Raw genomic sequence first — 927 nt, forward strand, 5'->3', positions numbered from 1 at the left:
TTGAGGTGGAGTCTACCTTAGTACCTACTGCGATGATTTCCGATACAGGGGCGGTGGTGACTTCATTAGAAACTACTTTACGGGTTTCCTTACCATCAACCTTGGTGACTTCGGTTAAAATAGTACGCTCACCTGATAGGCCTGCTCGGACAAGGCGGGTTTCACCCTTAAGCAAGTCTGGATCGTCCTGATGAATTGTGTCATAAGCAACGGCTTCTGTCGTCACTTCAAGTTCTGGTTTCACCTCGATCAAGCTTGGTACTCCCTCACTTGGGATTGAGGTGGATTCTTCCTTAGTACCTACTGCGATGATTTCGGTAACTGGTTCTTGGGTAATACTATTAGATTTGACTTGGCGGACTTCCTTGCCATCGACAGTCGTCACCTCGGTTAAAATAGTACGTTCGCCTGCTACTCCTGCTCTGATGACACGGGTTTGACCCTTAAGCAAGTCTGGATCGTCCTGACGAATAGTATCGTAAGCAACTGCTTCTGTCGTCACTTCAAGCTCTGGTTTCACCTCGACCAAGCTTGGTACACCTTCACTTGGGATTGAGGTGGAGTCTACCTTAGTACCTACTGCGATAATTTCTGATACGGGGGAGGTGGTGACTTCATTGGAAACTACTTTACGAGTTTCCTTACCATCAACCTTGGTGACCTCGGTCAAGATAGTACGCTCGCCTGCTAGGCCTGCTTGGATAATACGAGTTTGACCCTTAAGCAAGTCTGGGTCTTCCTGATGAAGAGTATCATAAGCAAGAGACTCTGTCGTAATTTCAAGCTCTGGTTTCACCTCGACCAAGCTTGGTGCACCTTCGCTTGGGATTGAGGTAGATTCCACCTTAGTACCTACTGCGATGATTTCGGAAATCGGTTCTTGGGTAACACTATTGGATTTGACTTGGCGGACTTCCTTGCCATCTA

The 927-nt window shown here is 47.4% G+C and carries 1 protein-coding gene; it reads right to left on the reverse strand.

All coding sequences use genetic code 11. The features are described 5' to 3' along the window. Positions 1-927 (reverse strand): G5 domain-containing protein (locus HMPREF2987_RS03355; protein ID WP_180364494.1); only part of this gene is annotated, 927 nt, incomplete at both ends.

The sequence above is a fragment of the Streptococcus sp. HMSC067H01 genome (assembly GCF_001814775.1).
Classification (GTDB): Bacteria; Bacillota; Bacilli; order Lactobacillales; family Streptococcaceae; genus Streptococcus.